This is a genomic window from Nocardia asteroides, assembly GCF_900637185.1.
Classification (GTDB): domain Bacteria; phylum Actinomycetota; class Actinomycetes; order Mycobacteriales; family Mycobacteriaceae; genus Nocardia; species Nocardia asteroides.
This window is the reverse complement of record NZ_LR134352.1, coordinates 2712701-2739369: the sequence shown is the minus strand read 5'-3', so window position 1 is coordinate 2739369 and position 26669 is coordinate 2712701. Positions and strand designations below refer to the sequence as shown.

At 71.7% G+C, this 26669-nt stretch carries 28 protein-coding genes, 1 other RNA gene and 1 pseudogene; 13 read left to right on the top strand and 17 right to left on the bottom strand.

Annotation, left to right across the window (positions count from 1 at the left end; translation table 11 throughout):
* Positions 1–4 precede the first annotated feature (4 nt).
* Positions 5–1444 (bottom strand): RNB domain-containing ribonuclease, encoded by a 1440-nt coding sequence (locus tag EL493_RS12890; protein ID WP_019046040.1) that lies wholly within the window; start codon positions 1442–1444, stop codon positions 5–7.
* A 20-nt stretch (positions 1445–1464) separates the two neighbouring features.
* A complete protein-coding gene (locus EL493_RS12885; RefSeq protein ID WP_019046039.1) occupies positions 1465–1797 on the bottom strand; it encodes a hypothetical protein in 333 nt (110 codons plus the stop codon).
* 414 nt (positions 1798–2211) lie between these two features.
* Between EL493_RS12885 and EL493_RS12880 the strand changes: the two genes are divergently transcribed.
* Positions 2212–2580, top strand: coding sequence for a hypothetical protein (locus tag EL493_RS12880; protein ID WP_019046037.1), 369 nt, complete (start codon positions 2212–2214; stop codon positions 2578–2580).
* Positions 2581–2647: 67 nt separating this feature from the next.
* Here EL493_RS12880 and rnpB read toward each other — a convergent pair.
* Positions 2648–3054: RNase P RNA component class A (rnpB, locus tag EL493_RS12875), an RNA gene on the bottom strand.
* Between the two features lie 36 nt (positions 3055–3090).
* Here rnpB and EL493_RS12870 point away from each other — a divergent pair.
* Entirely contained in the window at positions 3091–3978 is an 888-nt protein-coding gene (locus EL493_RS12870; protein WP_022567268.1) for an alpha/beta hydrolase, read from the top strand.
* Positions 3979–4001: 23 nt separating this feature from the next.
* Positions 4002–4142: pseudogene (locus EL493_RS33025) on the top strand (NUDIX domain-containing protein); the annotation flags it as partial.
* Here EL493_RS33025 and EL493_RS12860 read toward each other — a convergent pair.
* The gene (locus EL493_RS12860; RefSeq protein WP_019046035.1) at positions 4120–4542 is read right to left on the bottom strand and encodes a hypothetical protein; all 423 of its coding nucleotides are present in this window, start codon (positions 4540–4542) and stop codon (positions 4120–4122) included. The pseudogene EL493_RS33025 and the gene EL493_RS12860 sit on opposite strands and share 23 nt — an antisense overlap.
* 112 nt (positions 4543–4654) lie before the next feature.
* On the opposite strand from EL493_RS12860, the gene EL493_RS12855 reads away from it, so the two are divergent.
* A complete protein-coding gene (locus EL493_RS12855) occupies positions 4655–5446 on the top strand; it encodes a helix-turn-helix domain-containing protein (protein ID WP_019046034.1) in 792 nt (263 codons plus the stop codon).
* Between the two features lie 68 nt (positions 5447–5514).
* On the opposite strand, the gene EL493_RS12850 is transcribed toward EL493_RS12855, so the two are convergent.
* The 5 genes from EL493_RS12850 to EL493_RS12830 all read right to left on the bottom strand — a co-directional run bounded on the left by EL493_RS12850 (position 5515) and on the right by EL493_RS12830 (position 10875).
* Complete coding sequence (locus EL493_RS12850) at positions 5515–6204, bottom strand: S1 family peptidase (RefSeq protein WP_019046033.1); 690 nt, start codon at positions 6202–6204, stop codon at positions 5515–5517.
* Between the two features lie 143 nt (positions 6205–6347).
* A complete protein-coding gene (locus EL493_RS12845; RefSeq protein ID WP_019046032.1) occupies positions 6348–7493 on the bottom strand; it encodes a bifunctional RNase H/acid phosphatase in 1146 nt (381 codons plus the stop codon).
* 16 nt (positions 7494–7509) lie between these two features.
* Positions 7510–8247 carry a zinc ribbon domain-containing protein gene (locus EL493_RS12840; RefSeq protein ID WP_019046031.1) on the bottom strand — a complete coding sequence of 246 codons (738 nt, stop codon included), beginning with the start codon at positions 8245–8247 and terminating at the stop codon, positions 7510–7512.
* 112 nt (positions 8248–8359) lie between these two features.
* Positions 8360–9490 carry a Nif3-like dinuclear metal center hexameric protein gene (locus tag EL493_RS12835; protein WP_019046030.1) on the bottom strand — a complete coding sequence of 377 codons (1131 nt, stop codon included), beginning with the start codon at positions 9488–9490 and terminating at the stop codon, positions 8360–8362.
* Between the two features lie 95 nt (positions 9491–9585).
* Complete coding sequence (locus EL493_RS12830; protein ID WP_019046029.1) at positions 9586–10875, bottom strand: pyridoxal phosphate-dependent aminotransferase; 1290 nt, start codon at positions 10873–10875, stop codon at positions 9586–9588.
* 106 nt (positions 10876–10981) lie between these two features.
* Between EL493_RS12830 and EL493_RS12825 the strand changes: the two genes are divergently transcribed.
* Entirely contained in the window at positions 10982–11422 is a 441-nt protein-coding gene (locus EL493_RS12825; RefSeq protein WP_019046028.1) for an arsenate reductase/protein-tyrosine-phosphatase family protein, read from the top strand.
* Positions 11423–11424: 2 nt separating this feature from the next.
* Complete coding sequence (locus tag EL493_RS12820; protein WP_030202681.1) at positions 11425–12276, top strand: SURF1 family cytochrome oxidase biogenesis protein; 852 nt, start codon at positions 11425–11427, stop codon at positions 12274–12276.
* A gap of 187 nt (positions 12277–12463) precedes the next feature.
* On the opposite strand, the gene EL493_RS12815 is transcribed toward EL493_RS12820, so the two are convergent.
* Positions 12464–13387 (bottom strand): cobalamin biosynthesis protein, encoded by a 924-nt coding sequence (locus EL493_RS12815; protein WP_019046026.1) that lies wholly within the window; start codon positions 13385–13387, stop codon positions 12464–12466.
* Between the two features lie 116 nt (positions 13388–13503).
* Here EL493_RS12815 and sigJ point away from each other — a divergent pair, with 116 nt between their 5' ends.
* Positions 13504–14442: an RNA polymerase sigma factor SigJ gene (gene sigJ / locus EL493_RS12810; protein ID WP_019046025.1), complete on the top strand. Its 939-nt coding sequence runs from the start codon at positions 13504–13506 to the stop codon at positions 14440–14442.
* On the opposite strand, the gene ald is transcribed toward sigJ, so the two are convergent.
* The 3 genes from ald to EL493_RS12795 are packed head-to-tail and all read right to left on the bottom strand — an operon-like array spanning position 14443 to position 17045.
* On the bottom strand, positions 14443–15555 hold the full coding sequence (ald, locus tag EL493_RS12805; RefSeq protein ID WP_022567264.1) for an alanine dehydrogenase: 1113 nt from the start codon (positions 15553–15555) through the stop codon (positions 14443–14445).
* Positions 15556–15615: 60 nt separating this feature from the next.
* On the bottom strand, positions 15616–16218 hold the full coding sequence (locus EL493_RS32295) for a hypothetical protein (protein ID WP_022567263.1): 603 nt from the start codon (positions 16216–16218) through the stop codon (positions 15616–15618).
* Positions 16219–16274: 56 nt separating this feature from the next.
* Positions 16275–17045 carry an MBL fold metallo-hydrolase gene (locus EL493_RS12795; protein ID WP_019046022.1) on the bottom strand — a complete coding sequence of 257 codons (771 nt, stop codon included), beginning with the start codon at positions 17043–17045 and terminating at the stop codon, positions 16275–16277.
* A 71-nt stretch (positions 17046–17116) separates the two neighbouring features.
* Here EL493_RS12795 and EL493_RS12790 point away from each other — a divergent pair, with 71 nt between their 5' ends.
* The 4 genes from EL493_RS12790 (at position 17117) to EL493_RS12775 (ending at position 19531) form a co-directional block, all read left to right on the top strand.
* Positions 17117–18073 (top strand): GlxA family transcriptional regulator, encoded by a 957-nt coding sequence (locus EL493_RS12790; protein ID WP_019046021.1) that lies wholly within the window; start codon positions 17117–17119, stop codon positions 18071–18073.
* A 7-nt stretch (positions 18074–18080) separates the two neighbouring features.
* On the top strand, positions 18081–18596 hold the full coding sequence (locus EL493_RS12785) for a gamma carbonic anhydrase family protein (RefSeq protein WP_019046020.1): 516 nt from the start codon (positions 18081–18083) through the stop codon (positions 18594–18596).
* A 115-nt stretch (positions 18597–18711) separates the two neighbouring features.
* The gene (locus EL493_RS12780) at positions 18712–18894 is read left to right on the top strand and encodes a hypothetical protein (RefSeq protein WP_022567261.1); all 183 of its coding nucleotides are present in this window, start codon (positions 18712–18714) and stop codon (positions 18892–18894) included.
* Between the two features lie 13 nt (positions 18895–18907).
* Positions 18908–19531: a TetR/AcrR family transcriptional regulator gene (locus EL493_RS12775; RefSeq protein WP_019046018.1), complete on the top strand. Its 624-nt coding sequence runs from the start codon at positions 18908–18910 to the stop codon at positions 19529–19531.
* Here the strand turns inward: EL493_RS12775 and EL493_RS12770 are convergent.
* The gene (locus EL493_RS12770; protein WP_019046017.1) at positions 19525–21330 is read right to left on the bottom strand and encodes an Eco57I restriction-modification methylase domain-containing protein; all 1806 of its coding nucleotides are present in this window, start codon (positions 21328–21330) and stop codon (positions 19525–19527) included. The genes EL493_RS12775 and EL493_RS12770 overlap by 7 nt on opposite strands.
* Before the next feature lie 196 nt (positions 21331–21526).
* On the opposite strand from EL493_RS12770, the gene EL493_RS12765 reads away from it, so the two are divergent.
* Together EL493_RS12765 and EL493_RS12760 are read left to right on the top strand one after the other, a co-directional pair.
* Positions 21527–23374, top strand: a complete 1848-nt coding sequence (locus EL493_RS12765) for a vWA domain-containing protein (protein ID WP_019046016.1) — start codon at positions 21527–21529, stop codon at positions 23372–23374.
* Between the two features lie 122 nt (positions 23375–23496).
* Positions 23497–24186, top strand: a complete 690-nt coding sequence (locus tag EL493_RS12760; RefSeq protein ID WP_019046015.1) for a nitroreductase — start codon at positions 23497–23499, stop codon at positions 24184–24186.
* A 12-nt stretch (positions 24187–24198) separates the two neighbouring features.
* Here EL493_RS12760 and EL493_RS12755 read toward each other — a convergent pair whose 3' ends face one another.
* From EL493_RS12755 to EL493_RS12745, 3 genes are all read right to left on the bottom strand, one after another.
* On the bottom strand, positions 24199–24657 hold the full coding sequence (locus EL493_RS12755; RefSeq protein WP_019046014.1) for a winged helix-turn-helix transcriptional regulator: 459 nt from the start codon (positions 24655–24657) through the stop codon (positions 24199–24201).
* Positions 24658–24699: 42 nt separating this feature from the next.
* The gene (locus tag EL493_RS12750; RefSeq protein ID WP_022567260.1) at positions 24700–25017 is read right to left on the bottom strand and encodes a hypothetical protein; all 318 of its coding nucleotides are present in this window, start codon (positions 25015–25017) and stop codon (positions 24700–24702) included.
* A 156-nt stretch (positions 25018–25173) separates the two neighbouring features.
* Complete coding sequence (locus EL493_RS12745; RefSeq protein ID WP_019046012.1) at positions 25174–26604, bottom strand: acyl-CoA carboxylase subunit beta; 1431 nt, start codon at positions 26602–26604, stop codon at positions 25174–25176.
* Positions 26605–26669 lie beyond the last annotated feature (65 nt).

Here is a 26669-nt window from a genome sequence, read left to right as displayed (position 1 = left end):
CGGCTCACGCCCGGGGCGTGCCGTCGTACTCGAATCCGACGGTGCGGGTGGCGATGTCGGCGGTCACCAGCCGGACGGTGACGTGCTCGCCCTCCGGTGGCCTGCCCTCGCAGCGGCCCAGGATCGGCGGTTCGGCGACGAAGATCTCGGCGGGCCGGGTGCCGTTGGCCTCGCGCAGGACCAGGGCGGCGAAGTCGGTGCCCACCCGGGGCGTGAGCACGGTGGCCTCGGTGAGGTCGACGCAGGCGCGGTCGACCTTGTTCGCCACGGAGTCGGTGCGGCGCAGGGTTTCCGCGGCCGGGGCCAAGCCGTCGCGCACCCAGTCCGGCACCGCCGTGCCCGCGCAGTGGGCCAGGCAGATCTCGGTGGTGAACCGGTCGGCCAGGCGGCGCAGCGGGGCGGTGACGTGGGCGTAGGGCGCGCCGATCGCGCTGTGCGTCAGCTGGTCGGGCGCCGGGTCGTCGAGGTCGGCGAGCAGGGTGTAGCCGGCACCGCGGAGCAGGCTCGTCGCCTCCGACATCAGCACCAGCGCGGCCGGGGTGTTCGGATCGAGACCGGCCAGCAGCCTGCCCACGGGCAGCTCGGCGGGCCAGGAGACGCCCAGGGCCGCGGCGGTGCGGCGCATCGAGGCGATGGCGGACTCCGGGGGCGGCGGCATCGTCCGCAGCAGGCCGAGCGAGCCGCCGTCGTGGTCGAGCATGATCCGCGCCGCGCACATCCCGGTGAGCAGCGAGACCTGCTCGTTCCAGTCGTCGGCGGCGGTACGCGGTTCCAGTTCCAGGCGCCAGTTGTCGCCGTCGCGCACCACGTCCTGGGCGGGCAGGCGCAGCGAGATCGCGCCCTGGTCCAGGCCCGCCTCGATGCGCAGCCTGCCGAACTCGGGCAGCGCGGCCAGCGACGGGTGCAGGGTCCCGGCCTCGGCGGCGGCCTGCACCTGGGCGTAGTCGAACCGTTCCCGGGAGCGCACCAGCGCGCGCGTCACCGAGAAGGTCAGCGGGGTGGCCTTGTCGTCGAGTTCGATGGTCCACAGCGCGGCGGGCCGGTCGACACCGGGCAGCAGACTGGCCGCGTCCTCGGACAGCACCGGCGGATGCAGCGGCACGGTCCCGTCGGGGAGATAGAAGGTCTGGCCGCGCGCTTCGGATTCGCGGGCGAGCGCACCGCCGGGGCTGATCACGGCGCCGAGGTCGGCGATCGCGTAGTGCAGCGTGAAGCCGGTGGGGGTGCGGGTCAGATGCAGCGCCTGGTCCAGATCCATGGCGCTGGGCGGGTCGATGGTGACGAACTCGATGTCGGTCCGGTCGGCCCTGGCGCCCGCGAACGCGTCGACCGCGTCGCGGGCCTCCGAGACGGCCTCGGCAGGATAGTCCGAGGCCAGCCCGAATTCGGAACGGATGGCGCCGAAGTCGACCGGCGCCGAGACGATCCGCTGATGGAGTTCCATCCTGGCAGGTTAGCGAGTGCCTACTGCAGCGCCAGCATGGTGCCGTTGAGCTGATCGAACGGGCCGTACACGGTGAAGGTGACCCGGCCGTTGGGCACGGCCGAGGACACGGTCGCCGCCGCGTCGAGCGCCTGACCGAAGGAGGCGGCCGACGGGTGCGGCAGACCGGCGACGGTCAGACCGAACCGGGTCTGGTGCACCCAGGCGGTATCGGCCGGGCTCAGGTCCACCTGGACCCCGCCCGCCAGCGGGGTCACCGCGACCGCGCTCGCCGAACCGGCCCCAAGGGAGGTGAAAACCGCGGCGGCACCGGCGATCAGTGCACCGGCGACAATGGAACGAACTACCCGCATGTAAATGTGACCTGCTTCCGCGATCGAATGTGTTGGGCTCGCTGCCCGGGCAGCGAGTCCTGCCGACGGCGAACACTCTATGACCTCGCTCACGTTCCCGGCGAGTTCCTGCGCATTTTCACCGGGCCGACACACTCCGCCCGCCGTCGCGCCCACAGTTGTTACTGTGTGCGCGGCACCCCCGGCACACGCCGGGCAGTGCGGCACCCACGTCGATAAATGGGAGTATCCGAGCGTATGTCGTCGCTGCTTTTCGATTACCTCTTGCCGATCCTCGGTCCGGACCAGGCGTCCTACTGGGCCCAGCTGCTGGTGATCAACCCCGCGTAGCTCACCGATTCGATCGAGTACCTGTCGCCTCCCGTTAACCTGACGGGAGGCGACTTGTTTTCTGGGGCGCTAGCATCCCGCTCCGTGAGTAGAACTACCGCCGCCATCGCGGCCAGCGCCACCGTCTTCGCCCTGCTTCTGGCCGGTTGCGGCGACGACACCTCCACCACCACCGCCGCCACTTCCACCTCCGCCGCGGCGGCCGCCCAGGTCGACTCCGGCAAGGCGGGCATGTTCGTGGTGAGCTACCGCAACGCCTTCCCGAAGCTGGCCGAGGGCCGCGACGACGCCGCGATCGGCGGACTGCTGACCCAGACCTGCGGCGACATCAAAGCGGGCAAGGCCGAGGCCGACGTCGTGGCCGGTGTCGTGAAGAACGCGAAGAACGGCGCCACCGCCCCGACCACCGAAGAGGCGCAGGCGATCTACCAGATGGCCAAGCTCATGTGCTGAGGCCGGTGCCCGGCTCGACGAGGCGGCGGTTCCCGTGCGGGACCGCCGCCTCGTCGTCTGCCGAAGGCGGGCGAGCCGGCCTGTAAGCCGGATCCTGTCCCCGGCTCGCGCCGGGGGGCGACCATCCATCTGGACACACCGTCGCCGGGTGCCTCGAGCGGTCCACCCGCAGGCTCGGGCGAGCAGCCCTCGAACACCTGCGCAGCCGCACCGCGAGGTGCGACCTTCGACCTTGCTCCGGGCGGGGTTTACCGAGCCGCCCCGGTCACCCGGGGCGCTGGTGCGCTCTTACCGCACCGTTTCACCCTTACCGCGCACGTGTGCGCGGCGGTTTGTTTTCTGTGGCACTGTCCCGCGGGTCGCCCCGGGTTGCCGTTAACAACCGCCCTGCTCTGTGGAGTCCGGACTTTCCTCGGCGGCGGGCAGCGGCACCATCGTGCCCGTTCCCGTCACCGCGGTCGCCCGGCCGACTCGTCCGCCCGTACAGAGTACTCGGTACCCTCAGCTTCCATGGAACGTGTCGACGTCAGTTTCCCTTCGGGAGACCAGCAGTGCGCTGCCTGGCTCTACCTGCCCGACGGTGCGCCCCGGCCGCGCCCGCTGGTGATCATGGGACACGGGCTGGGGGCAACCCGCGAAATGGGGTTGGATCGATATGCGCGGCGGTTCGTCGCGGCGGGGATGGGGGTGCTGGCGTTCGACTACCGGCATTTCGGTGCCAGCGAGGGTGCGCCCCGCCAGGTGCTCAACATCCCCCGCCAGCGGCAGGACTGGAAGGCCGCAATCGCCTACGCGCGCAGCATCCGTGGCTTCGACGCCACCCGGATCGCGCTGTGGGGCACCTCGTTCGGCGGCGGGCATGTGCTGTCCGTGGCGCCCGACGACGACTATCTGGCCGCGGTGGTCGCGCAGGTGCCGTTCACCAGCGGGTGGGCTTCGGCGCTGGCGAAGGGACCGATCAGCGTCACCAAGGTCGCCACCATCGCCGCCACCGACCTGCTGGTCGGCCCGATCCGCCGCAAGCCGGTGCCGATCCGGCTGGCGGGCCGCAAGCGCGCGGCGGCGCTGATGAGTGCCGCCGACGTGCCGGAGGGGTTCGGCAGGCTCGCCGAGGAGAGCGAGACCTACCGCCCGAAAGTCGGTGCCCGCGTAGCCTTCTCGACCCTGTTCGACTCCCCCGGCCGCCGCGCCAAGTCGCTCAAGGTCCCGGTGTTCTACGCCATCGCCGAAAACGACTCGGTGGCCCCCGCCGGCCCCACCCGCAAGGCCGCCGAACGCACCAAGCACGCCGTGGTCAAGCAGTACCCGGTGGGCCATTTCGACGTCTACTTCGACGACGTGTTCGAGCAGGTGGTCCGCGACCAGACCGACTTCCTGGTCTCGGTCCTGCGTCCCTGACCCCGCCGTTTCCGCCGGGTGGCCGGGAGCTCGAGGAACAGGACATGCGCACGGCCTGGTTCTCCCGCGCCCAGGTGGAGGCCATGATCCTGCGCGGCGAGATCGTCGACGCCCACGCCGTCGCCGCCTACGGACTGCTGCTCATGGGGAGCGCGGGCTCACCCTCTGACCACGTCGATCCCCGGCGCGCAGGCCCGCGTATTCCAGGGCGGCGAAGGTCGCCACCAGGACGGCACCGGCGAGCAGGAACGCGATGCCCGCGGCGGTCAACGGCAGAAGACCGGTGCAGGCCGACAGAGTCATGCCGACCGCCGAGATGGCGTTGACGGCGACCACGAGACGGCCGTGGCGATGGGGCCCGCGGGTGGCGATGGTCAGCAGGGCGGCGCCGCCGGTGATCAGGACGGCGCCGAACAGGACCGACAGCGAGGCGGGCAGGCCGAGCGGATCGGCGAGTAGCGGGGCGGCCGCGGCGAGGGCGACGCCGAAAACGGCGGTGCTCCAGCCGTCTACGCGCAGCACGGTGGTCAGCAGGTCGGTCCGGGCAGTGGTGGCGGTGCTCATCGTCGGCTCCTGTTCTCGGGGTGACCGACCCACTGTGCGGTGGTGGAGGTCAGCGTCGCAATGACCTCCGAGGTCATGGCCGGGCCACCGGAGAGGTGGATACGCTGGCCCGATGACGGCGCTTCGGACGGGGATCGGGCCGCTGCTGCGGGAATGGCGGCAGCGGCGCAAGCTCAGCCAGCTCGAGCTGGCGCTCGCGGCCGACACCTCCTCGCGGCATCTGTCCTATCTCGAGACCGGGCGTTCCCAGCCGAGCCGGGCGATGGTGCTGCGCCTGTGCGAAACCCTGGATGTGCCGCTGCGGGAACGCAATACGCTGCTCCTGGCCGCCGGTTACGCGCCCGCGTACCGGGAGTCGGCGCTCGACGATGCCGCGCTGTCGCCCGCGCGGCACGCGATCGAGACGATGCTCGCCGCACACGAGCCGTATCCGGCGGTGGTGGTCGATCGCTGGTGGGATGTGGTGGCGGGCAATGCCGCGATGCCCGTGCTGATGACCGGCGTGCCCGAACACCTGCTGACGCCGCGCCCCAACGTCTTCCGGCTGGTCCTGCACCCCGACGGACTCGCGCGGCGGCTGGAGAACCTGCGCCAGGTGCGCGAGCTGTTCCTGGAACGGCTGCTGCGTCAGCTCGGCGCGACCGGTGACGCGCGGCTGCGCTCGCTCTACGACGAGGTGCGCGGCTATCCGGTACCGGCGGATTCGCCCGGCGGCTACGAGCCGACCGGACCGTTCCAGGTGCCGATCCGGATCAGCTCGCCACTCGGCCCGCTCACGATGTTCTCCACCATGGCCACCTTCGGCGCCCCGGCCGATGTGACCCTGTCCGAGCTCGCGATCGAGTTCTTCTACCCGATGGACGACACCACCGCGGCGGCGCTGCGCGCGATGGCCGCGCAGTGAAGGTCGCGAACAGACAAGGGGCGCAGCACCGATTCGGTGCTGCGCCCCTTGTCTGTTCGAGCCGGGGATCAGATCGGGCGGAAGCCCGCGCCGACGCCACCCGCGCGGTTCAGCACGTCCAGGATGACCTGGATGGGCTGGAAGTAGGCGGGCGAGTGGATCGGGTTGGCGCCACCGGTGCACGGCACGTCGAAATCGACGGGGCCCAGGCCGGTGAGCCTGCCCTGGTTCATGCCGACCAGCTGGTCGCCGACGACGACCGGACCGCCGGAATCGCCCGGCTGCGAGCAGTACTGGTTGATCGAGGTGCCTTCGAGCTCACCCCACACCACGCCGCAGCTGCGACCGCTGGTGCGACCGTCCGAGCACACGGTGGCGCCCGGACCCGGCTGGGCCCCGATGCCGGCGACGGTGGTCTGCCCGATGGTGCGGACCGGCACCACCTTCGACGCGTCCAGCTGCAGCACCGCGAAGTCCAGGTAGTCGCCGTCGTCGGAGAAGGCGACGGTGCCGATCACGCCGGCCTGCAGCGCCTGCTCGGCGCCGACCCGCGCCCCCGTCGGCGCGCAGTGCCCGGCGGTCAGGCCGACCAGACGGCCTGCGTTGTCGTGGCCGATGGCCGTCAGCGAGCAACCGGAGTTGTTGTCGAAGACGATGCCCGAGGCCGCGCCGAGCACCACGCTCGGATCGGCCGACACGCTGCCCGCACCAGCGGACGCGGTGAGCGCCCCCGCGATGGCCGCCGCGAACGCCGCCATCCGTAGAAACCTCATCAAGTACCTTTCTCGACGGCCGCGGTGTCTCCGCACGCCCGAACCGATGTCGGGCGCCGGGGCGTCGTCGTTACGCCGCACCGCGAACCGGGGCGACCGTACCGCGCCCCGGCGACAGGCGGCCAGCGCTACAGGTAGGAGGTGTCGTTGACCAGCCGCACCGAGGAGCCGCCGTCGGGATAGAACTCGGCGACGCACAGCGAGGCCAGATCCAGGTGCAACCGGTACAGCAACGAGGGTCCGACACCCAGTGCCAGCTGCACCAGCGTCTTGATCGGCGTGACATGGCTGACCACCACGACGTTCTCGCCCGGATACAGCGCCACCAGATCGCGGCGCACCCCTTCGATCCGCTCACGCACCTGGTCGAAGCTCTCCCCACCCGGCGCGGGGATCGACGGATCGCCCAGCCAGTCGGCGTGCAGTTGCGGATCGCGCTGCACGGCCTCGGCGAAGGTGAGTCCCTCCCAGTCGCCGAAGTCGGTTTCGATCAGCCCGTCCAGGACTCGCAGCGGCACGTCCAGCGCGGCGGCCGCGGCCTCGGCGGTGGCGCGGGCCCGCTGCAGCGGCGAGGTGACCACGGCGGCGATATCGCCCTTGGCGGCCAGCATCTTCGCGGCCCGGTCGGCCTGTTCACGCCCCAGTTCGGTGAGCGGCGGATTGCCGCGGCCGGAATAGCGGCGCTGCACCGACAGCTCGGTCTGGCCGTGCCGCAGCAGCAACAGCCGGGTCGGCCTGCCGACCGCGCCCGTCCAGCCCGGCGCCACCGAAACCTTCTGCGCCGCAGTGGGTTCCGGCGCCGCGGGCACGGCGACCTGGTCGCCGGGCGCGTGCCCGGCGGCGACGGCGGTGCGCACGGTGGCGACCGTGTCGCCGTCGTCCATCGCCTCGTTCGCCAGCCGGTCGGCATGGGAGTTCTGCGCGCGCGGGATCCAGGTGAAGCTGACCCGATCGAACCCGGCGGCCAGCGCACGGGCCTGCTCGGCCAGCGGAATCATCGACGGGTGCTTGACCTTCCAGCGTCCCGACATCTGCTCGACCACGAGCTTGGAGTCCATCCGCACCGCGACCACCCGCGCGCCGAGTTCGGCCGCGGCCGCCAAACCGGCGATCAGGCCGCGATATTCGGCCACATTGTTCGTGGCGACACCCACGAACTCCTTGCGCTCGGCCAGCACCCGCGCGTGGTCGGCGTCGAAGACCACCGCGCCGTACCCGGCCGGGCCGGGATTGCCGCGCGAACCACCGTCGGCCTCGACGATCACCTCGGTCATCGGCGCGCCGATCCGCTCACAGCCCCGATTCCTTGGTGCGCACCATGATCGCGGAGCATTCCGGGCAGCGCAGCACCGCCTCGGGCGCGGCCTTGGCGATGCGCTGCATCTCGCCGCGGTCGATCTCGATCCGGCAGGCGCCGCAGCGGCGGGCCTGCAGCAGGGCGGCGCCGACCCCGTGGGCGGCGCGCTGCTTGTCGTAGACGGCGAGCAGCTCGTCGGGGAAAAGGCCGACCAGGCCGGACCGGTCCTGATCGCAGCGCTGCTGGGCGACGTCGAGATCGGCCAGCGCCTCGTCACGCAGGCGTTCGGCGTCGGCGAGGTCCTGGTCGGCCTTGCTCAGCCGGGCACCGGCGTGATCGTGGTCGGCGGCCATGGCCTCGCGCTGTTCCATCACGGTCAGCAGTTCGTCCTCGAGCACCGAGCGGCGGCGTTCCAGGCTGCCCAGCTCGTGCTGGATCTCGGCGAGTTGCTTGGCGGCGACGGTGCCCGCGGTGAGCATGCCGCGGTCGCGGTCCTCGCGCTTGCGGACCGCCTCGACCTCACCCTCGAGCTTGCGGATGTCGCGATCCAGATCGTCCATGCCGATCTCCACGGCGACGGCGGCATCCTTGTAGCCGTTGCGCTCGGTCGCGAGCCGGGCCACCTCCTGCTGCTCGGGCAGCGCGTTCCTGCGGTGCGCGATCCGCGTCAACTCGGCATCGACAGCGGCGAGCTGGAGCAGCTTGGACTGGACCGACGGTTCGACATTCAACGCGCACGAACTCCTGAACGCAGTGGACGGATGGGTTGATCAACCGTACCGCGCCGCGGGGGGTGCGCACGCCATGACCCGGAGACCCGGTGCCGGGCCGTGGGCGAGCGGGTCAGCCGGTGACCGTCCACGGGTCGGTGCGCAGGTCGGACACCCGGGTCGTGACGCCGGGCAGGGCGGCGCGCACGAACTGTTCGGCCTGCCCACACCAGGGGAACTCGGTGGCCCAGTGCGCGGCATCGATGAGGGCGGGGCCGCCGCGGCGCAGGTGCTCGTCGACGGGGTGGTGGCGCAGGTCGGAGGTGAGGTAGGCGTCGACACCCGCGCGGATGGCGGCGTTCAGGTAGGAGTCGCCCGCGCCGCCGCACACCGCGACCCGGTGGATCAGCCGGTCCGGGTCACCCGCGGCGCGCACACCCCAGACGGTGCGCGGCAGGCCGACGCCGACCCGGGCGGTGAAATCGCGCAGGGTCTCGGGCTCGGCGAGTTCGCCGATGCGGCCGATGCCGAGCGAGGACGGCAGCGGCGCACGCTCGGTGACGTGGTAGGCGGGCTCTTCATACGGGTGCGCGGCGCGCAGCGCGGCCAGCACGGCGAGACGCGAGGTCGGCGCGGCGACCACCTCGACGGCGTCCTCGGTGACGGTCTCCACCGCGCCCACCGCCCCGATCGCCGGATTCGCGCCGGGCAGCGGCCGGAATTGGCCGGTGCCCGCGGTGTACCAGGCGGCCTCGCGGTAGTCGCCGATCGCGCCGGCGCCCGCGGTGAACAGCGCCGACATCAGCGAGGCGGTATGCGTCTGCGGCACCTGGATCACCCATTTGTCCACCGAGGCAACGGGTTTGGGGTCCAGCGGGCCGGTGACGGTGAGGCCGACGGCGGCGGCGAGCGCGTCGGAGACGCCCGGGTCGGCGGAGTCGGCGTTGGTGTGCGCGGAGAACAGGGCGCAGCCGGAACGGATCAGCCGGTGCAGCAGCGCGCCCTTGGGGGTGTCGGCCGCGACGGTGTCGACCCCACGCAACAGCAGCGGATGGTGCACGACCAGCGCCTGGGCGCCCCACGCGATCGCCTCGTCGACGACGGCGGCGGTGGCGTCCACGGCGAACAGCACCCTGCTCACCTCCTGCGCCGGGTCGCCACACACCAGCCCCACCGAATCCCACGATTCGGCCAGCCGGGGCGGATACGCCGCGTCGAGTACCCCGATCAGTTCGGCCAGGTCGGACACCGCCGCCTCCTCCATGTCATCACGCTAGGGAATCACCTTGCACCACAATGCTTTCGCCCGCCGCACGGCTCGCCGGATCGCACACGGTGACACGATGCACTGCGGCGCGATCACCACAGCGCCGCTCGCAGCCCGTCGATCAATCGGTCGACCTCGCCGGGCGCGCGGACGGCGACCCGCAGGTGATCCGGTCCGAGGCCCGGGAAGGTATCGGCTCGGCGCACGGCGATCCCGCGATCGGCCAGGCGTTTGCGCACCAGCTCACCGTCGGTGACGCGCAGCAGCAGGAACGGGCCCGCGGCCGGGGTGTGCACCTCGATGCCGAGCGCGGTGAGCCGCTCGATCATGGCCGACCGCTCGACGGCGATGTCGCCCGCGTGCTCCCGGGCCGCGGCGACGGCCGACGGTTCGGCGGTGGCGCTGATCGCCTCGAGCTGGAGAGTGCCCAACGGCCAGTGCGGGCGCCCGTGGGTCAGCCGGGCCAGCACCTCCGGCGCACCCAGCGCATACCCGCACCGCAACCCGGCCAGCGCCCAGGTCTTGGTGAGACTGCGCAGCACGAGCACATCAGGCGCCGAAAGTGCGGCCAGCGATTCGGGATCGCCCTGCACCGCGCGCACAGTGAGGGTGTCCGGAGCACCGGACGATGCCGACCCTGCGAGCGCATCCTGACCTGCCTTCAATCCCAGCCCGGCGACCGCGTCCTGACCGGCCTGCGACCCCGACCCGACGAACGAGTCGGGTACCGCTGGGGCGAGTGGCCGCGATTCGGCCAATGAGGCGATGCCGGGCCCGTGGGCGACGGCCGCACCGAGCGCAGGTTGGTCGCTGTCGGAATCGGCCGACGACCCGGCCCCGACGACGGCGTCGGCAAAAGCCTCGTCGACCACGACGATCCGGCCCGGCCTGCGCAGCGCGTGGATCATCGCGGCGGGGTGCAGCACCGAGGTGGGGTTGGTCGGGTTGCCGAGAACGACGAGGTCCGCGTCCTCCGGGACCAGAGCCGGGTCGAGCGTGTACGGCGGTTCCAGCACCACGCGGGTCACCGGGATGCCCGCCTCGCGCAGGGCCAGCTCGGGTTCGGTGAAGGACGGGTGGATCACCGCGGCCAGGCGCGGGGTCAGGCGGGGTAGGAGGGCGAAGCCCTCGGCGGCGCCAGCGAGCAGCAGGACTTCGTCGGGACGGCGGCCGTGCCGGGCGGCGACGGCGGCGCGGGCGGCGGCCTCGTCCGCGGCGGACGGGTAGCGGCCGAGGTCGTCGAGGCGGGCGGCGAGGCGGTCGCGCAACCAGGCGGGCGGGGCGGTGCCGCGGACGTTGACCGCGAAATCGAGCATGCCAGGGCGCGCGTCCACGTCGCCGTGGTGGCGCAGCATCGCGGGGTCGACGGAGTCCTGGAACACAACTGAACACCCTACGTGGCGGCGATTCGGCGGCACCGGCGACAATGGCTGCGTGGGTCAGCTGCACGTGTCATTCATCTGCACAGGAAACATCTGCCGGTCGCCGATGGCGGCGAAGATGTTCGAGGCGCATCTGTACCGTGCCGGTCTCGCGAACCGGGTACGGGTGACCAGCGCGGGCACCGGATCGTGGCATGTGGGCGATCCGGCCGATCCGCGTACCGAGGCCACGCTGCGCCGGGCCGGCTACCCCACCGACCACATCGCGGCCACCTTCGGCACCGATCACCGCGACGCCGACCTGATCATCGCCCTCGACACCGGGCACGACCGGGAGCTGGCGCACCGCGGCGTCCCCACCGAGCAGCGCCGCCTGCTGCGCAGCTTCGACCCCGCCGCCGACGGCAGCGACGTGCCCGACCCGTACTACGGCGACCAGACCGACTTCGACCTGGTCCGCGACCAGATCGAGGCCGCCATCCCCGGCCTGCTCGACTGGGTGCGCGCCGCACTGGACGCCCACACCGTGGCCGACGCGCAGCGATGATGATCCGCAAACTCACCTTCCTGCTGCGCCCGAGCTGGCTGATCCTCGCGGTGATCGTCGCGGCGTTCGCCTACCTGTGCTTCACGGTGCTCGCGCCGTGGCAGCTGGGCAAGAACACCAGCACCGAGCACCGCAACCAGCTGATCGCCGACTCGGTGCGGGCCGACCCGGTGGACGTGACGAGCGTGCTCGACGGTGATCCGGCCGCTCACACCGAGTGGCGGCGGGTCACCGCGAACGGCGCCTACGTCGCGGATTCGACGGTGCTGGTGCGGCTGCGTCATCTCGACGGCGCCCCCGGCTACGCGGTGCTGGCCGCCTTCCGGCTGGACGACGGCCGCACCCTCCTGGTCGACCGCGGCCTGGTCGCCGCGGTGGACGGCACCCGTCCGCCGCAGATCGCCGCCCCGCCGGCCGGCCCGCAGCGCCTCGAAGCGCGGGTGCGCGCCTCGGAGGGCGTCGTCGCCGACAAGCCGCCGAGCACGCAGGACGGCTACCGCCAGGTGTACACCGTCGACACCACCCAGGAAGCCACCGTCCTCGGCACCCCGCTGACCGCCCTGCCCACCGGCACCGACAAGGGCGGTTATCTCCAGCTCGCCGCGGACCAGCCCGGCGCCTTCACTCCCACCCCGCTCCCCCAGCTCGACGCGGGCCCCTACCTCTCCTACGGCCTCCAGTGGCTGGCCTTCGGCATCATGGCTCCGCTCGGCCTCGGGTACTTCGTCGTCGCCGAACTCCGCGCCCGCCGCCGCGACCGCGCCGAGTCCACCCCGGCCGCGCAGCCCACGGATACCGCGACCCCGGCCACCACCGAAGCCCGCCTGGCCGACCGCTACGGCCGCAACCGCTGACCGAGCAAACGCGCTGCGCATTCAGCAGGACGACGGCGACCAGGGCGCCGAGCACGCCCGCCAGCCCGAGCGCCCGACAACGCTCCTGCGACCGGGCCGCAGCCGTTCATCGGCCGCAACCACGACGACGCTGCGCCGGTCGGCGCACACGGCGAGGAGTTCTCGGTTCGACCGACGACCGATCCGCTCAGCGCCGCCGGAGCCCCTTGGCAACTACCACCGACACCACGAGCGCGCCCACCTGCACCGCCTCCGACATCCGCACCGCCCGGCGCAGATCCGCGGTGGTCGGGGCGGGCCCGTCGCCCAGGGTGGGCCGTAGTTCGGCGCCGTGCCGGTACTGGGTGCGGCCGCCGAGGCGGACGCCGAGGGCGCCTGCCATCGACGCCTCGACCACGCCCGCGTTCGGGCTCGGGTGCTTGGCGGCGTCGCGGCGCCAGGCCCGCCACGCGGCGCCGGGGGTGCCGCCGACCAGGGGCGCGAGGGCGGCGGTGAGGACGCCGGTGACGCGGGCGGGGACCACGTTGGCCAGGTCGTCGGTGCGGGCGGCGGCCCAGCCGAAGCGCAGGTAGCGCTCGTTGCGGTAGCCGATCATCGCGTCGAGGGTGTTCACGGCGCGATACCCGAGCAGCCCCGGCACCCCGGCGACGGCACCCCAGAGCAGCGGCGCCACGGTCGCGTCGGAGGTGTTCTCGGCCACCGATTCCAGGGCGGCCCTGGCCAGTCCGTCGGCGTCGAGCACCGAGGGGTCGCGCCCGCACAGCGAGGGCAGCAATTCGCGGGCGCCGTCGAGGTCGCCGGCGTCGAGCCGCTCGGCCATGGCGTGCCCGGCGCGGGCGAGGCTGCGCCCGCCGAGCGCGGTCCAGGTGGCCAGTGCCGTCGCGAGGATACCCGCGCGGGCCGCGATCGCCCCGATCCCGAGCACCGCGCCCACCGCGATCACCTCGTGCACGACCCCGGCCTGCCGCTCGTCGGCGTAGGTCACCTCTTCCAATGCCGCAGCGGCGGAACCGAATCCGGCGACGGGGTGGTAGCGCCGCGGATCGGCGAAGATCCGGTCGAGCGCGAATCCGAGCGCCAGTCCGAGCGCGGTCGATGTCCCCTGCTGCACCCGGCCGAGGGTAGCCGACCCGGGAATGTCACACCCGCCCGTGCTGGTTCGTCTACTCGGTGACACCCTCCTAGAATCGCCCCGCACCGGGCCGGACGACTGAACGGCGACCAACGATGACCGACGCAGCACAGCCCCTCGACCAGGCCGAACTGGCCCGACGCTTCGAGGAACACCGCCCCTACCTGCGCCGGCTCGCCTACAGCACGCTCGGCAGCCTCACCGACGCCGACGACGTGGTCCAGGACGCGTGGCTGCGCCTGCAACGCCAGCACGAGGCGGGCAAGGCGGGCGAGATCGACAACCTGCGCGCGTGGCTGTCCACCGTCACCGGCAGGCTCGCCCTCGACCAGCTGGGTTCGGCGCGCGCCCGCCGCGAACAGTACGTCGGCGAGTGGCTGCCGGAACCCGAGGTCACCAGCTGGGACGACCCGGCCGACCGGATCTCCCAGGACGAGCGGGTCACCACGGCGCTGCTGGTGGTGCTGGAATCGCTGTCGCCCGCCGAGCGCACCGCGTTCGTGCTCCAGGACGTGTTCGGGATGACCGGCCCCGAGGTCGCCGCGGTGGTCGGCCGCACGCCGGCCGCGGTCCGCCAGCTGGCCTCGCGCGCCCGCAAGCATGTCGAGTCCGGCACCCCCCGTTTCCCCGCCTCGCCCGCCGAGCAGGAGAAGGTGGTCTCGGCCTTCGCGCTGGCGTGGCGCTCGGGTGATCTGAGTTCGCTGCTCGGCGTGCTCGACGAGAACGTGGTGCTCACCGCCGACGGCGGCGGCAAGGTGCCCGCGGTCCGCCAGCCGCTGCGCGGAGCCGAGCTCATCGCCAAGGCGCTGCTGGGCTGGTACCACGCGCCGTCGGCGTCCGGCGCGTGGGGCCGCGCGGTCCTGGTCAACGGGGTGCCCGGCCTGGTGGTCTTCGACGGCGCGAACACCGGGGTGTTCTCGTTCGTGATCGACGCGGGCCGCATCGTCGCGATCAATATCGTGCGCAACCCCGACAAGCTGCACGACCTGCCGATCGAGGGCGCCCCGGATTGGTACCTGGGCGGCGGCGCGTAGTCACACGTCCAGCGAATACCCGTGCGCCGCGGCCACTTCGGCCGACAGCAGTTTGCCGTCGACCGCGGTGAGCCCGGCCGCGAGCCCGGGATCGGCGGTGCACGCACCGCGCCAGCCCTTGTCGGCGATGGCGGTCGCGAACGGCAGGGTGGCGTTGGTGAGGGCGACGGTGGAGGTGTGCGGGACCGCGCCCGGCATGTTCGCCACGCAGTAGAACAGCGCGTTCGCCACGGGGAAGGTGGGATCGGCGTGCGTGGTCGGCCGGGTGGAGGCGAAGCAGCCACCCTGGTCGACGGCGATGTCGACGAGCACCGAACCGGGCCGCATCCCCGCGACGAGCTCGTCGGACACCAGCTTGGGCGCCTTCGCGCCCGGCACCAGCACCGATCCGATCACCAGATCGGCGCCGAGCACCGCCCGCTCGATCTCCAGCGCGTGCGAGGCGAGGGTGCCGAGCCTGCCGCCGAATCGCGCGTCGAGGGCGCGCAGGCGGGCCAGGTTGGTGTCGAGCACGCTCACCCTGGCGCCCATCCCGACCGCCACGCTCGCCGCGTTGGTGCCCGCGACGCCGCCGCCGAGCACCACCACGTCGGCCGGCCGTACCCCCGGCACGCCACCGAGCAAGACGCCGGCGCCGCCCATCGGCGCCATCAGGTGATAGGCGCCGACCTGGGTGCCGAGCTTGCCCGCGACCTCGCTCATCGGCGCCAGCAGCGGCAGCGAGCCGTCCGCGGCACGCACCGTCTCGTAGGCGATGGCGGTGATCCCGGAGGTGAGGATCGCGTCGGTGCATTCCTTCGACGCGGCCAGGTGCAGGTAGGTGAACAGCACCTGATCGCGGCGCATCAGCGAATACTCCTGCGCGATGGGCTCTTTCACCTTGAGGATCAGCCCGGACCTGGCCCAGACGGTGTCGGCGTCCGGCACGATCCCGGCTCCGGCGGCGAGGTAGTCCTCGTCCCGGAAGCCGGAGCCGGCCCCGGCGCCGGACTGCACGAGCACCCGGTGCCCGTGCGCGATGAGTTCGGTGGCGCCCGCCGGGGTGAGCGCCACCCGGAACTCCTGCGGTTTGACCTCTGCCGGTACCCCGACCGTTCCGCCTGTTCCCGTCATTGCGCCAGCTTAGGACGGTCGCCGAGGGGATTCGGGCGGTTGCCGGGCGTGTGTCGGCCGCTAGGCGGGTGCCACGGTGGCGGTGGTGGTCGCCGCCGGGTCGGCCGCCGGTGCCGCCGAGGTCGTCGCCGGGGTGGTGGTCTCCGGCGGCGCAGTCGTCGTGGTCGCCGCGGGGGTGGTGGCGGCGGGGGTCGTCGTCACCGGCGGCGCGACCGTGGTGGTCGGGGCGGGGTTCTCGCCGCACTGACCGGGGCCGCAGTTGTCGGTCCCGCACTCCGGGCCGGGCATGCAGTTGTGGCCGGGCGGCAGCCCGCATTCGTTGTGCCCGCAGCTGTCGGTCCCGCAGTCGGGGCCGGGCACGCAGTTGTAGCCGGGCGGCGGCACCTGCTCGGTGCCACCCGGCGCGACCGTCTGCCCGCCGCCGGAGGGCTGGCCGGGCACCGCCTGCCCGGGCGCCGGAGTTCCCCCATTCGGGCTCGCCGAGGTCGGCGCCGTACTCGTCGCCGAGGTCGTGGCGGTGACCGACTTCGTCACCGTGCTCGATCCCGGCTGGTCCGACCCGGCGTCGCCGGACGAACACCCGGCCACCACGAACATCACCGCGGCCAGCGCCAGCAGTAACCCGGCGATCACCCGCACGCGACGGAACCGTCTCTTGGGCAACTCTTCTCCTCCATTTCGTTCAGCGCCACCGCGATCGGCGGCGCGACAATCCCGGTTCAGACCGCGAACACTTCGCCCCGCACCGGAATCCGGAGCCGGCCCGCGAGATCGGCGTAGGCGAAGGTCCGCTCGAGGTAGTCCAGCGACTCGCTGAAATGCCCCCAGCCCTCCGCGTGCACCGCGACGACGACGGCATCGCCGAGCAGCTGGGCCGCCCGCACGGCCGTGCGCGCGTTCAGGGTCACGTCGCTGTCGCCGAACCGGCCGACATTGGCCGCGCCGATGTTCAGCACCGCCACATCGATCCGGCCGACCCGCGCCACGATCTGCTCGACCAGGTCCACCGAGGCGTTGTCGCCCGACACGTACACCGTCGGCTCGCCCTCGGCCCGCAGCACGAAACCGGTGACCACGCCACTGAGCGGTTCGCACCCCTCGGGCCCGTGCAGCGCGGGCACCGCGGTCACCACCACCGCGCCGACGCGCGCCTGCTCCCACGGCACCAGCCCGCGCACACCGTCGATGCGGCCGGCCGCGTCCGGTGTGGACAGCACCGTGCCGACCTCGGTCAGCAGCGCGCGGCCTGCGGTGTCGAGATTGTCGGCGTGCTGATCGTGCGAGAGCAGCACCACGTCGATCGCGCCGATCGACTCCACCGGCACCGCGGGACCGCTGAGCTTGTGCAGGGTGATCGGGCCGGGGTAGTCGCCGGGCTCGTCGAAGGTGGGGTCGGTGAGCCAGGTGAGCCCGCCGTAGCGGAAGCGCAGGGTCGGACCACCGATGTGCAGGACGTCGAGCAGGGCGGGGCGGGTGATCGTCTCGGTCATGACGATCACTGTCGCCCACCGCGACCCGGCACGACAGTGGCCTGCAGGCCGAGCATCGATAAGATCGGGCCATGCGTTCGGTGGCGGTCGTCGCGTTCGACGACATCAGTCCTTTCCACCTGTCGGTGCCCACGCTGGTCTTCGGCCGCTCCGGCACCGGCGTCCCCGGCGACTCACCCTACGAAGTCCGGGTGTGTGCCGAGGAGCCCGGAACACTCTCCACCGCAGCGGGTTTCGATATCACCGTGCATCACGGCCTCGACGCGATCGCCGGCGCCGACCTGGTGGTCTTCCCCGGCTGGCTGCGCGGCAGGGAGCTGTCCCCGCAGCTGTGCGACGCGGTGCGCACCGCCCACGGCTCCGGCGCGCGCCTGGTCGGGCTGTGCCTGGGCGCCTGGGCCATCGCGGCGACCGGCCTGGCCGACGGCCGCGAACTCACCACCCACTGGGCGGCCGCGGAGGCGATGGCCCTGGCCTACCCGAAGGTCCGGGTGCGCGCCGACACCCTGTGGACCGACCTGGGCGATGTCATCACCTCCGCCGGCGTGGCCGCCGCGCTGGACTGCTGCCTGCACATCGTCCGCGGCGACCTCGGCGCCCGCGCCGCCACCGACCTGGCCCGCGCGCTGGTCACCGCGCCGCACCGCAACGGCTCGCAGGCCCAGTTCATCCCGGTCGCGGTCCCTGACGACGACACCGACGATCCCATCGAACGCGCCATGGTGTGGGCCCGCACCCACCTCGACACGGGCATCGGCCTGGACGGCTGGTCCCGCGAGGCGCTCATGTCGCGGCGCACCTTCACCCGCCGGTTCCGCGAACGCACCGGCACCAGCCCGCAGCAGTGGCTGTTGCAGCAGCGCACCGATCATGCCCGGCTGCTGCTGGAATCGACCGACGAGACCGTCGACCGGATCGCGCGCGACACCGGTTTCGGCAGCGCGGTGAGCCTGCGTCACCACTTCCACCGCATGCTGGGCACCAGTCCGGCGGCCCACCGCGCCCAGTTCCGCGGGGCAGCGCAATAATCACCGCATGATCATCAAGGTTGCCGGGTTCGCGCCGGAGATCGACGACACCGCCTGGATCGCGCCGAACGCGACTGTCATCGGGCGGGTGAGCCTGGCCGCCGAGGTCGGCATCTGGTACTCGGCGGTGCTGCGCGGCGACATCGAGCAGATCACCGTCGGCGCGCGCACCAACATCCAGGACGGCTGCGTGCTGCACGCCGACCCCGGCTTCCCGCTCACCGTGGGCAGCGGAGTCTCGGTGGGCCACAACGCGATCCTGCACGGCTGCACCATCGGCGACGACGTGCTGGTCGGCATGGGCGCGACCGTGCTCAACGGCGCGGTGATCGGGGCGGGCAGCCTGATCGCGGCCAACGCCCTGATCCCCGAGGGCGCCCAGATCCCGCCCGGTTCCCTGGTCGCCGGCGTCCCCGGCAAGGTGCGCCGCGAGCTCACCGAGGCCCAGCGGGACGGGATCAAGCTCAACGCCGCCGTGTATGTGCACAGTCTTTCGGTCCACCAGGGCGCCGAAGTGGTGTGACACGTCACATTGAGCAAGTGACCAGTTGGGATCCCTGATAGCATTTGCCCTGCGTATCGCGTCCGGCCATGAGTGCGACGGCCGGCACCGGATACGCGAGGTAGGAGGTATCACGGTGGCATACATGCAGTCCGGTGTGCACCGAGCAGGGGGACGGCTCAGCGTGGCCGACATCGCCGCCCAGCCCGGCGGAATCGAGGCACTCCACTGCCGCGTCCACGAATTACGTTCCCGCGGAGTCCACTTCGCCGCCAACGCGATCGAGCAGGAGATGGCCGCCCTCGATCTCTCGCCGTAGGGATAATGGGTTGATGCCGACCGTTTCGTCCATCCTCGCGCGGATCCTGGAAAAACCCGTCTCCGACGGGGAGAAGCTGCTCGACAGCGCGCTGTCGGCTTTCCTCGATTTCGGGATCAAACGCACGAGCATGGGCGAGATCGCGCGGCGGGCGGGGATCAGTCCGGCGACGCTGTACCGGCGCTTCGAATCCAAGAACGAGCTGGTCGAAGCGGTGGGCGTGCGGGAGGCGCAGCGGTATGTGGCCGAGGTCGACGAGCGGGTGCGGGCGGTCACCGAGCCGGCCGAACAGCTGGTCGAGATCTTCGTCGCGTTCATGACCACCCTGGCCGGCAACGAGCTGCTGCGCAGGCTGCTGGCCACCGAGCCGGAGGTCGTGCTACCCCGGCTGACCACCGAGGGCGGGCCGATCCTGGCCGTCGGACGCGAGTACGTGGCCGAGAAGCTCCGCGAGCTCCAGGCCATGTCCCCGGTGCCCGACTTCGATCCGGATCTGGTCGCCGAGATCATGGCCCGGCTGGCCCTGTCGCTGGCGCTCACCCCGGACGGCCTGATCCCGCTGGACGACGTCGAGGCGGGCCGCGACTTCGCTCGCCGCACCCTGCTGCCGATGGTCGGGATCCGCACCGCTCACTGAGCCCGCACCCCGAACGCGGCGGCGACGGCGTCGTCGATCCCCGCCTCCGCCGCGGCCGCGCCCTCCTCCACCACGGCGCGCACCCGGGCGACGAGGGCGGCTGAGGCGGGATGGGCCGGATCCGGCACCGGCAGCCTGGCCACGTACTGGGTGATCCAGCGCCGCCTGCCCGAATACAGCCGGTTCCCGCACACCGCGTCGTAGAACCGCAGCCCCAGCGCCGAATTCGCCACGCCCATCAGCAGATACGCCAGATCGGTCGCCTGCGGGCCGGTCCCGAGGTCGGTCAGCGAGATCCAATAGCAGTCCCCGTTCACCACCGCCCCCGACCGATCGAGCGCGAACCGCGGCCGCTCACTGATGTCGGGGAACACCAGTTTCGGCGCCCGCCACAGATGCGGACGCTGCGGCACCCAGATCTCGAACCACTTGCGCCCGCCGTCGAGCACGTACCGCCGCCCGGACAGCACCTGCTCGTGCGCGCGCAGATACTGTGCCGCACCGGGGAATTCGGCGAGATCGATGGGCGTTCGGCGGGGCTGCATGACGTCGTAGGGGTACAGCACCCGCGTTCCACGATCCCGCCCGATCCGCCACGGTTGCAGATCGTGGTGGGTGATCAACTGCCGCAACAGTTCCGGCTCCGGGGCGGGGTCCATCTGGTCCCACCGGTCGGAGATGAACACCCGGTCGGCGGTCGTCTTGATGCCGACCCGGATGCGGGCGGTGTCACCGAAGGTGCGCCAGGTGCGCTCGGCGATGGCGGCCAGCCACCGGTCGACGCCGGGGCGGGACATCCGCCAGACGGTGTCGGAGCCGGGGCGCGACGAGTCCGGGGGCATGGCTTTGGCCGGCCGGGTGGAGAGTCCGGGCCGCCGTGGCAGGTCCCGGCTCGGCCGGGTGGACCGCCCCGGCCGCTCGGAAGCGGCGCGCGCAGACGTGCCCGGCACCGTGCGAGCCTTGTCCACCTCGGCCCCGGTGGACAGCACCCCCACCTCGACGGCGAACACCCGCCCACCCGCCCCGACCAGGCACGCCGCCTCCCCGGCCAGCGCGTCGAACAAGCCGGCGGCACAGTCGGGTTCGGCGCCGAGCTGTTCGTAGGCGGAGACATACCGGCACTCGCGTTCCCGGGGCGACCGCGTCGCGACCGTGATCGCGGGCAGCACGGCGGCCGCGAACAGCTTGGTGTCACCGAGGTCGTACAGCTCGGCCGGATGCAGCTCGCTGGTCAGGATCCGGCGCAGGTTGGCACCGGCCCTGGTGGTGAGAAACCGGTTGGCGCAGAGCAATCCGAGGACGCCGTCGGCGGCGAGCAGCCGGGGCGCGACGGCCACGAACGGATGGGTGAGGTCGATGCGGCCACGCAACCCGAACTGCTTGCTCAGCAGCTGGGCGGTCGACCCGCCGAGCTGCTGCGTCCGCACGTACGGCGGATTGCTGATCACCAGGTCGAAGGAACCGGCCGGGAGCCGCCCCGACGCGGCGAGGAAGTCACCGGCCCGGCCGTCGATGGTGACACCGCGGGCGGCGGCACGGGCGACCGCGTCGTCGACGGCCCGCCGGTCCAGGTCGTATCCGGTCAACCGGACCGTGACGCCGGGTGCCCGCGCGGCCAGTTCGTCGTGCACCGCGAGCAGTAGCTCGCCGTCGCCGCAGGCCGGGTCGAGGACCCGCAATTCGCGGTCGCGGGGCGCGTGCAGCAGCGCCCGGCGCGCCAGGAACCGGGCGAGCGCCGGCGGGGTGTAGTGCCTGCCGTGCCGTTTGCGCTCCTGCGCGTCCCGGGCCTGCGAAGCCATGGCGTCGATTGTGCCCCGCGTGATCGTCGCCGTGCGGCAGGCGCGAGGGGTCCGGCCGAAGAATCGAAGCGGACCTGCCGGAACAGGAATTTCGCCGGTAAACGATGGTGTGTGCCACCACTTTCCGGGGTGGAGGGATTCTTGACCGATCGGTAACGTATGCCCGGTTTTCATCCTTGTTCACGAAGTCGAGGACATGTCGAGATTTCGCACCCTGACCGCGGCCGCCACCGCCGCCGCGCTCACCCTGCTGCCCGCGGCACTGCCCGCGATCGCGCACGCCGAACCCGCGCAATACGCGCCCACCATGCTCATCCTGGACGCGTCCGGATCCATGCAGCGTCCCGACCAGGGCGCCACCATGATGGACTCGGCCAAGCGGGCGGTCCGCGCCTTCGTCGACTCGGCGCCCGCCGAATCGAAGGTGGGTCTGACGACCTACGGCACCGGCACCGGCAACACCGACGCCGAGAAGGAGGCCGGTTGCCGCGACGTGCAGATCCTGCGGCAGGCGGCCACCCTCGACAAGGCCGCGCTCACCGGCGCCGTCGACGGCATCCAGGCGCGCGGGTGGACCCCGATGGGCACCGCTCTGCGCCAGGCCGCCGAGTCGCTGCCGTCCTCGGGCCCGCGCTCGATCGTGCTGGTCTCCGACGGTGACGACACCTGCGCGCCGCCGGATCCGTGCCAGGTGGCCGCGGAGTTGAAGCAGCAGGGTCTCGACCTGATCGTCCACTCGATCGGGTTCGCCGTCGACGACAAGGCCCGCGCCCAGCTGACCTGCGTGGCCGAAACCACCGGCGGCACCTACAGCGATGCCGTCGACGGCGCCGCGCTGGAACGGATCCTGCCCCGGGTCAGCGCGTCGGCGCTGCGCAACTACCAGGCCACGGGCACACCGATCACCGGCACCGACACCTTCGGCACCGCGCCGGTCGCGGCCCCGGGTCAGTACGTCGACACCATCGGTCAGCACGAGAAGCGCTGGTACGCGGTGGACGTGCCCACCGGGGCGACCGCGTACGTCACCGGGATCGTCTCGTTCCCGCGAGCGAGCCTCGGCGCGAGCACCGAGGGCATCGCGGTGCTGGAGATGCGGATCTACGGACATGACGGCGCGTACTGCAATATCCGGGAGCGCGAACTCGAATCCCGCACCGGCGATGGCGTCGCGTTCACCATCGGCAACATCCTGACGCGGGCCACGGATCAGCCCTCCGGTGGCAGTGCCGACTCCTGCCAGGGCGGCGGCCGCTACTACTACGAACTGAACTGGGACGAGGCCCCCACCGGATTGCCCGCGCGCCTCCTGGTGGAACTGCTCGTCGGCATCGAACCGGGCGTCACCGATCCCGGCCCCGGCGCGGTCACGAAGGAAACCGCCTTCACCGCACCGGCGGGACCGGCGGCACCGGTCACCGGCGGCGGTTCGTTCACCGTCGCCACGGCCCTGGACGGCAGCGGCGCATACACCGACACGATCCAGTCCGGCGAGTACGTCTTCTACAAGGTGCGCCTCGGCTGGGGCCAGGGGCTGGCCTACCGGGTGCGGTTCACCGAGACCGGCGGGGCCGGATACACCACCGCCACGAACGTCACCACGACCCTGTACTCGCCGCTGGGCGGCGAGATCGACGAGGACACGAACTCGTTCTCCGGGCGCCAGGCCACCGAACTCGCGGGCGCGACCGTGCCGATCCGCTACGCCAACCGGGACTCCAGCGTGACCTCGGCGCAGCGTCAGTCGGTGGCCGGGTGGTACTACATCGCGGTGAAGGTCGGCATGCCGTCGGGAGCCACCGCCATGCCGCCGACGCCGATCGAACTCGACCTCACCGTCGCGGGCGACGTGGAGGCCGGGCCGGTCTATCTCGGCGGAACGCCCGACGTGCCCGGCTCGCAGGCGGACACCGAAAAGGCTGTCGCGGTCGGCGGTTCGGAGTCGGGCACGCCGTGGGCGGCGATTGTCGGTATCGGTGTCGGCGTGGTCGCGCTGATCGGTATCGGAGTGGCGATCCGGGTCGTCGCCCGGCGCCGCGCCTGATCGCCGACGAGCCCGTCCGCGCCCGGATTTCCGGGTGCGGACGGGTTCCGTGTTTCCGGCCCTCCTGCTAGCCTGGTCTCAAAATGAGACCAGATCTTCTGGCCGAGTGAAGGAGCCGACCCATGGCGCCGTCCGACCCCACCGACTTCGGCGCGCTCGAGCGCCTGGCCGACGACCGCTGGTCCTGCAGGCAGTTCCTGCCCGACGAGGTCGACCGCGCGCTGATCGACCGGCTGCTGAACCTCACCCGGCGCACGCCGTCGTGGTGCAACACCCAGCCGTGGCAGGTCGTCGTCACCGCGGGCGAGGGCACCGAGCGCTTCCGCAAGGAACTGCTCGCACACATCCAGACCAGCGGCACCGCACCGGATTTCGAGTTCCCCGCCCAGTACGAGGGCGTGTACCGGGAGCGCAGGCGGGCGTGCGGTTTCCAGCTCTACGACAGCGTCGGCATCGCCAAGGGCGACCACGAGAAGACGATGCGCCAGATGGTGCGCAATTTCGAGCTGTTCGACGCACCGCACGTCGCCATCGTCACCTCCGAAGCCGATCTCGGCGTCTACGGCGCCGTCGACTGCGGCCTCTGGCTCCAGAGCTTCCTGCTCGGCGCCCAGGCCCTGGGCCTCGGCGCCGCGCCCCAAGCCGCCCTGGCCTCCTACTCCCCCTTCCTCCACGACTTCTTCGACCTCCCCGCCCACCGCAAGGTCGTCTTCGGCGTCTCCTTCGGCTACCCCGACCCCACCCACCCCGTCAACACCTTCCGCACCGCCCGAGCCCCCCTCGAAGACCAGATCACCTGGCACACGAGCTGACGGACGAGAACCTCAGGCCGAACGCGCGGCGAGCCCCGGGCCCGGTTCCGGGGCGATGTCGCGTGCGGTGACCTCGTTGCCGCATTCGTCGCAGGTGAGGTGGACGTGTCCTTCGCCGGTGCAATTCTTGTGGCGGTACTCGACCGGCGGGCCGTCAGGGGCCATGTAGGTGTCGCCCCAGTCGCGGATGGCCATCAGGATCGGGTAGATGGCGTGGCCCTTCTCGGTGAGCCGGTATTCCTCGTAGGCACCCTCTTTCGCGGGCTGCTTGACGAGGATCTCGTGCTCGATCAGGCGGTCGAGCCGATCCTGCAACCGGCTACGGGAGATCCCCAGCGCGCCCTGGAACGCGTTGAACCGGCGGATTCCGGTGAAGCAGTACTTGAGGATCAGCAGCGTCCACCGGTCCCCGAAGATCACCAGCGGTCGCGTGATCGAGCACGGGACCTCGGCGAGTTCTTCGTAGCGCACCCTGCCATTATGCGCGCCTGAGCCGAACCCGGAGGTCAGGTGTCACCACGACGGCCGCACGCCCGACCGCCGCCGCATCTTGAACGCCACGACCTCACCGAGCGGCAAGTCCGGCCTCTTCCGCCAGTACGACGGCCGCCCCTTGGCCAGCATGTCGATCTCACACTGCTCGGCAGCCACCAGATCCACCGCCCCGACCGCACCGATGAAGACACCTTCCCGCCGCCGATCAACCCGATTCCGCAGCCGCTTCCGCAACGGAATGTTCTTCCGCGAACTCTTGTCGTTCTCCCCATAACAGTTACGCCGATCCCGCGCGTAACTGAGCGCCTTCTTCTCCTGCGGACTCCGCCGAACCACCGATCCTCCATTCGCCTGTGGCGGCCACGCTAGGGATCGGCGCATCGGACCGCACGCGAATTTTCGGCGTAGCGCGTGGGAACGGATGCGAAACGACCGTCGCCTCTTCCGTTTTCGGGAAGAGGCGACGGTCGGGAATGAGCTACCGCGCTGGGGTCAGAGCGGGATGTTCTTGTGGTGGCTCTTGCGGGCCGGGGCCGAGGCGAGGGCGGCGGCGATGGTGCTGCGGGTCTTGGCGGGGTCGATGACCTCGTCGACGACACCGATGGCGACAGCACGTTCGACGCCGCCCGCGATCTGCTCGTGCTCGGCGGTGAGGCGCTCGTGCAGGGCTTCGCGCTCGTCGTCGGGGGCGGCGGCGAGCGCCTTCTTGTGCAGGATGCCGACCGCGGCCTTGGCGCCCATGACGGCGACCTCGGAACCGGGCCAGGCGTACACGGCGGTCGCGCCGAGCGCGCGGGCGTTCATGGCGATGTAGGCGCCGCCGTAGATCTTGCGGGTCACCAGGGTGACGCGGGGAACGCGAGCCTCGGCGAAGGCGTGCAGCAGCTTCGCGCCACGGCGCACGACGCCCTCGAGCTCCTGACCCACACCGGGCAGGTAGCCGGGCACATCGGTGACGACGATCAGGGGGATACCGAACGCGTCGCACAGGCGCACGAAACGCGAAGCCTTCTCGGCACTTTCGGAGTTCAGGCAGCCGCCCAGCCGCAGCGGGTTGTTGGCGAGCACGCCGACGGTGCGGCCACCGAGGCGGCCCAAGCCGACGACCATGCTGCGCGCGTACCCGCCCTGCAGCTCCTCGAAGGAGGATTCGCCGTCGACGTTGTCGAGCAGCTCGTGGATGATCGGCTTCACGTCGTAGGCGCGCCGCGGCGAAGCGGGCAGCATCGCCTTCAGGTCGACGTCGCCGTGCGCGGCGACCGCCAGGTCGAACTCGCCCTGCTCGGCGAACATCGAGACCAGCCTGCGGGCGCGATGCAGGGCATCGGCCTCGTCGTCGGCGGCGATGTGGCACACGCCGGACTTCTTGAAGTGTGTGGTGGGACCGCCCAGGGTCTCCATGTCGACGTTCTCGCCGGTCACCGAACGCACCACGTCGGGACCGGTGACGAAGACCCGCCCCTCGGGCGCCATGATGACGATGTCGGTCAGCGCCGGGCCGTAGGCCGCGCCACCGGCGGCGAAACCGAGCACCACCGAGATCTGCGGGACCAGGCCGGACGCGCGGACCATGGCCTCGAAGACCAGGCCGACCGCGTGCAGCGCCTCGACGCCCTCGGCCAGGCGGGCGCCGCCGGAGTGCCACAGCCCGACGACCGGGAGGTCGGACTCGATGGCGGTGTCGATCGCGTCGACGATGTGCTTGCAGCCTTCGACGCCCATCGCGCCGCCCATGACGGTCGCGTCGGAGCAGTAGGCCACGGTGCGGACACCGTCGACCTCGCCGATCGCGGCCAGCACGCCGGACTTGTCCCGCGGATGCAAGGGAAGGACCGTGCCCGGGTCGAAGAAGCGCTGGAGCCTGCCCAGCGGATCACGCGGATCGGTCGTTGCGTCGTGAAATGCGGGAGCAATGATGGTCATCGCGTGCACTCCTACCTTCGTTGAGATTCTCGCCGCGGCGGCGGCTGCGTAAGGCGAAACGCCGG

What these genes read in the sequence shown, in the direction of transcription:
- EL493_RS12890 (WP_019046040.1), bottom strand. Translation starts at nt 1,444, where the DNA reads ATGGAACTCCATCAGCGGATCGTCTCGGCGCCGGTCGACTTCGGCGCC.
- EL493_RS12885 (WP_019046039.1), bottom strand. Translation starts at nt 1,797, where the DNA reads ATGCGGGTAGTTCGTTCCATTGTCGCCGGTGCACTGATCGCCGGTGCC.
- EL493_RS12870 (WP_022567268.1), top strand. Translation starts at nt 3,091, where the DNA reads ATGGAACGTGTCGACGTCAGTTTCCCTTCGGGAGACCAGCAGTGCGCT.
- EL493_RS12860 (WP_019046035.1), bottom strand. Translation starts at nt 4,542, where the DNA reads ATGAGCACCGCCACCACTGCCCGGACCGACCTGCTGACCACCGTGCTG.
- EL493_RS12855 (WP_019046034.1), top strand. Translation starts at nt 4,655, where the DNA reads ATGACGGCGCTTCGGACGGGGATCGGGCCGCTGCTGCGGGAATGGCGG.
- EL493_RS12850 (WP_019046033.1), bottom strand. Translation starts at nt 6,204, where the DNA reads ATGGCGGCGTTCGCGGCGGCCATCGCGGGGGCGCTCACCGCGTCCGCT.
- EL493_RS12845 (WP_019046032.1), bottom strand. Translation starts at nt 7,493, where the DNA reads ATGACCGAGGTGATCGTCGAGGCCGACGGTGGTTCGCGCGGCAATCCC.
- EL493_RS12835 (WP_019046030.1), bottom strand. Translation starts at nt 9,490, where the DNA reads ATGGAGGAGGCGGCGGTGTCCGACCTGGCCGAACTGATCGGGGTACTC.
- EL493_RS12825 (WP_019046028.1), top strand. Translation starts at nt 10,982, where the DNA reads ATGGCGGCGAAGATGTTCGAGGCGCATCTGTACCGTGCCGGTCTCGCG.
- sigJ (WP_019046025.1), top strand. Translation starts at nt 13,504, where the DNA reads ATGACCGACGCAGCACAGCCCCTCGACCAGGCCGAACTGGCCCGACGC.
- ald (WP_022567264.1), bottom strand. Translation starts at nt 15,555, where the DNA reads ATGACGGGAACAGGCGGAACGGTCGGGGTACCGGCAGAGGTCAAACCG.
- EL493_RS12795 (WP_019046022.1), bottom strand. Translation starts at nt 17,045, where the DNA reads ATGACCGAGACGATCACCCGCCCCGCCCTGCTCGACGTCCTGCACATC.
- EL493_RS12790 (WP_019046021.1), top strand. Translation starts at nt 17,117, where the DNA reads ATGCGTTCGGTGGCGGTCGTCGCGTTCGACGACATCAGTCCTTTCCAC.
- EL493_RS12785 (WP_019046020.1), top strand. Translation starts at nt 18,081, where the DNA reads ATGATCATCAAGGTTGCCGGGTTCGCGCCGGAGATCGACGACACCGCC.
- EL493_RS12775 (WP_019046018.1), top strand. Translation starts at nt 18,908, where the DNA reads ATGCCGACCGTTTCGTCCATCCTCGCGCGGATCCTGGAAAAACCCGTC.
- EL493_RS12770 (WP_019046017.1), bottom strand. Translation starts at nt 21,330, where the DNA reads ATGGCTTCGCAGGCCCGGGACGCGCAGGAGCGCAAACGGCACGGCAGG.
- EL493_RS12765 (WP_019046016.1), top strand. Translation starts at nt 21,527, where the DNA reads ATGTCGAGATTTCGCACCCTGACCGCGGCCGCCACCGCCGCCGCGCTC.
- EL493_RS12760 (WP_019046015.1), top strand. Translation starts at nt 23,497, where the DNA reads ATGGCGCCGTCCGACCCCACCGACTTCGGCGCGCTCGAGCGCCTGGCC.
- EL493_RS12745 (WP_019046012.1), bottom strand. Translation starts at nt 26,604, where the DNA reads ATGACCATCATTGCTCCCGCATTTCACGACGCAACGACCGATCCGCGT.